Here is a 3,366-nt window from a genome sequence, read left to right as displayed (position 1 = left end):
CGGCGCATGCCGTCGAGGAGCAGCGCCACGTAGCGACGCCACAGATCGGGCTCGACGTGTCCGGCCCATTCACTTACGGTGCCGGCCAGCAGGCTAACGATCGGCACGTCCGTGGGTTCGATGTCGGAACGTAGGTGCCCGTCGGCTCGGGCTCGCTCGACCAGTCTCGTGATGGGCGGATCCAGCCGCAGTCGTGCGCACTCGACGCGGTAGCCGCCGTAGGCCCTGCTGTAGACCATCTCGCGCAGCCCGCGGTCGGTTGCGGTCAGTTCGCAGAGTTGCTCCACGAACCAGACGAAGCTTGTCCACGAATCATCCTGCTGCAGTGCTGATTCCGCCAATGCTGCGATCTGGTCGATGCCGTCTTCGAAGATCGCCTCGACGAGTTCCTCCTTGGTGGCGAATCTCCGATACACCGTTCCAACACCGACATTCGCGTGATGGGCCACGTCGTTGAGGGTGGCTTCCAGCCCTTTCGCCGCGAACAGTTCTCGGGCGGCCGCGAGCACGCGCTGCCGATTGCGCTCTGCGTCACTGCGCAGCGCCCGGCCGGATTCGTTGTCGGCGGTCACGTATCGGAGTGTAAGTGATCGGCGTCATAAGTGGATTGACTCTATCCACTTATTCCGTTTAGGTTTGCTACCTAGATTGGCCCGGCCCGTCTGTCCGCGGGTTCCACGTGGAAAGGCTCGACTTTGATCTCGGTGCTCAAGCGCGCGTGGCTGCCCGCCCTCGTCGTCGTGGCCGTGACGGTCGGCGCCCTCAGCGTGACCTATCTGCGATCGGTGTTCGGCTCCGATGGTGCCGTGGTGACACCGGTGGGGTCCGATACGGCCGAGTCGTTCAATCCAAAGGTGGTGACCTACGAGGTGTTTGGCTCAGGGTCGACCGCGATCATCAACTACACCGACCTCGACGGGTTGCCGCAGCGGACCGGGGAGGTGAGCCTGCCGTGGTCCCTGAAGCTCGAGACGACGGTGCCGTCGGTCATGCCGAACCTCCTTGCCCAAGGCAACGGTCAATCAATCGGCTGCCGAGTCATCGTCGATGACGTCGTGAAGGACGAAAGGACGGCTCAGGGCGTGAATACCGCGACGTACTGCTTGGTGAAGGCGGCATGAGCAGCGCTGGGTTGGGGGGTGGGACTGACGGCACGGTCGACGACGCCCCGACCGACGCCATACCTCCTGCGCGCCACGTCGCCCGGCCCCGGCTGGCCCGGGCCATCCGCACCTTCGCGATCCCGATCGTCCTGGCGTGGATCGCCATCGTCGCGATCCTCAATACCACCGTGCCGCAGCTAGAAGAGGTGGGCAAGATGCGGGCGGTGTCGATGAGTCCCAACGATGCGCCCGCATTGATCGCGACGAAGCGCGTCGGCGAGGTGTTTCAGGAGTACAACACCAGCAGTTCGGTGATGATCGTGCTCGAGGGCGATGAGCCGTTGGGCGCGGACGCCCACACGTTCTACGACGAGATGGTCCGAAAGCTGCGCGCGGACACCACGCACGTCCAGCACGTCCAGGACTTCTGGGGCGATACGTTGACCGCGGCCGGCGCCCAAAGCATCGACGGCAAGGCCGCTTACGTGCAGGTGTACATCGCAGGCGACCAGGGCGAGGCCCTCGCCAACGAGTCGGTGCAGGCCGTTCGGGACGTCGTCGCCGGCACGCAGGCGCCCGCCGGCGTGAAGGCCTACGTGACGGGCCCAGCGGCGACGACCACGGATCAGAACGTCGTCGGCGACGCGAGCATGAAGATGATCGAAGGACTGACGTTCGCCGTCATCATCGTGATGCTGCTGCTCGTCTACCGTTCCGTCAGAACGGTGTTGATCACGCTGTTCATGGTGGTGATCGGTTTGCTCTCGGCCCGCGGCATCGTCGCCTTCCTCGGTTATCACGACGTCTTCGGGTTGACCACTTTCTCGACCAACATGGTGGTGACGTTGGCGATCGCCGCCGCCACCGATTACGCGATCTTCCTGATCGGCCGGTACCAGGAAGCGCGAAGATCAGGCGAAGACCGAGAGTCGGCTTACTACACGATGTTTCAGGGCACCGCGCACGTCGTGCTGGCGTCTGGTCTCACCATCGCCGGGGCGACGCTGTGCTTGCACTTCACCCGGTTGCCGTATTTCCAAACCATGGGCATTCCGCTGTCGATCGGCATGACGATCGTGGTTGCCGCCGCGCTGACGCTTGGACCCGCACTCATTTCCGTCGTCACTCGGTTCGGCCGGGTGCTGGAGCCCAGGCGCATGCAGCGGACCCGCGGGTGGCGGCGGGTCGGCGCAGCCACCGTGCGCTGGCCCGGTGCGGTCCTGATCATGGCCGTGGTGTTGGCCCTGGTCGGTCTGCTGACCCTGCCCGGCTACCGCACCACCTACAACGACCGCATTTTCCTTCCCCCCGACGTGCCGGCGAACGTCGGCATGGCGGCAGCGGATCGGCACTTCTCCGATGCCAAGATGAATCCCGAACTCGTGATGGTGGAGGCCGATCACGACCTGCGCAATCCGGCCGACTTCTTGATCATCGACAAGATCGCCAAGGCGATGGTCCGGGTGCACGGAATCGCTCAGGTGCAGACGATTACGCGTCCCGACGGCAAGCCGATCGAACACGCCTCGCTTGCCTACACGGTCGGCCAGGGCGGCACGGGTCAACTCATGAACAACGACTATCAGCAGATCGTGCTGGACAACACGCTGAAACAGGCCAACGAGTTGCAGGTGACCATCGACTCGATGACGAAGATGCAGAGCATCACCCTGCAGATGGCCGACGTCACGCGGCGGATGGCCGAGAAGTTCAAGAACACCTCGGCCGACACCAACGAGATCCGCGATCACCTCGCCGACTTCGACGACTTCTTCCGGCCCTTGCGCAACTACTTCTACTGGGAGCCGCACTGCTTCGACATCCCGGTGTGCTGGTCGCTGAGGTCGATCTTCGACAGCCTCGACGGCATCAGCACGTTGTCCGACGACATCCAGGATCTGGTGCCGGACATCCAGGAACTGGCCGACCTGACGCCGCAGTTGGCGGCGTTGATGCCGGCGATGATCCAGACGATGAAGAACCAGAAGCAGATGATGCTCAACCAGTACCAGGCGCAGAAGGCGCAACAGGACCAGAACATGGCCACCCAGAACGACTCGACCGCGATGGGGCAGGCCTTCGACGCCGCGAGAAACGACGACACCTTCTACCTGCCGCCGGAGGCGTTCCAGACGGCCGACTTCAAACGCGGCATCAAGCTGTTCCTCTCGCCCGACGGTCATGCCGTCAGATTCACCGTCTTCCACCAGGGCGATCCGTTGAGCGAGGAGGGCACCTCGCACATCGAACCGCTCCGGATCGC

The 3,366-nt window shown here is 63.8% G+C and carries 3 protein-coding genes; 2 read left to right on the top strand and 1 reads right to left on the bottom strand.

What is annotated here, in order from left to right; genetic code table 11:
• On the bottom strand, nucleotides 1–572 hold a 572-nt coding region (locus tag QOC69_RS10185), incomplete at its 3' end, for a TetR/AcrR family transcriptional regulator (RefSeq protein WP_526438972.1).
• A 123-nt stretch (nucleotides 573–695) separates the two neighbouring features.
• Between QOC69_RS10185 and QOC69_RS10180 the strand changes: the two genes are divergently transcribed.
• Complete coding sequence (locus tag QOC69_RS10180; protein WP_526438970.1) at nucleotides 696–1,121, top strand: MmpS family transport accessory protein; 426 nt, start codon at nucleotides 696–698, stop codon at nucleotides 1,119–1,121.
• Nucleotides 1,118–3,366 (top strand): MMPL/RND family transporter (locus QOC69_RS10175; protein ID WP_526438968.1); only part of this gene is annotated, 2,249 nt, incomplete at its 3' end. The genes QOC69_RS10180 and QOC69_RS10175, both read left to right, overlap by 4 nt.

Origin of the sequence: Mycobacterium sp., from assembly GCF_032162105.1 — a bacterium.
GTDB lineage: Bacteria > Actinomycetota > Actinomycetes > Mycobacteriales > Mycobacteriaceae > Mycobacterium.
The sequence above is the reverse complement of the archived record's forward strand: the minus strand, read 5'-3'. Positions and strand labels throughout refer to the sequence as shown.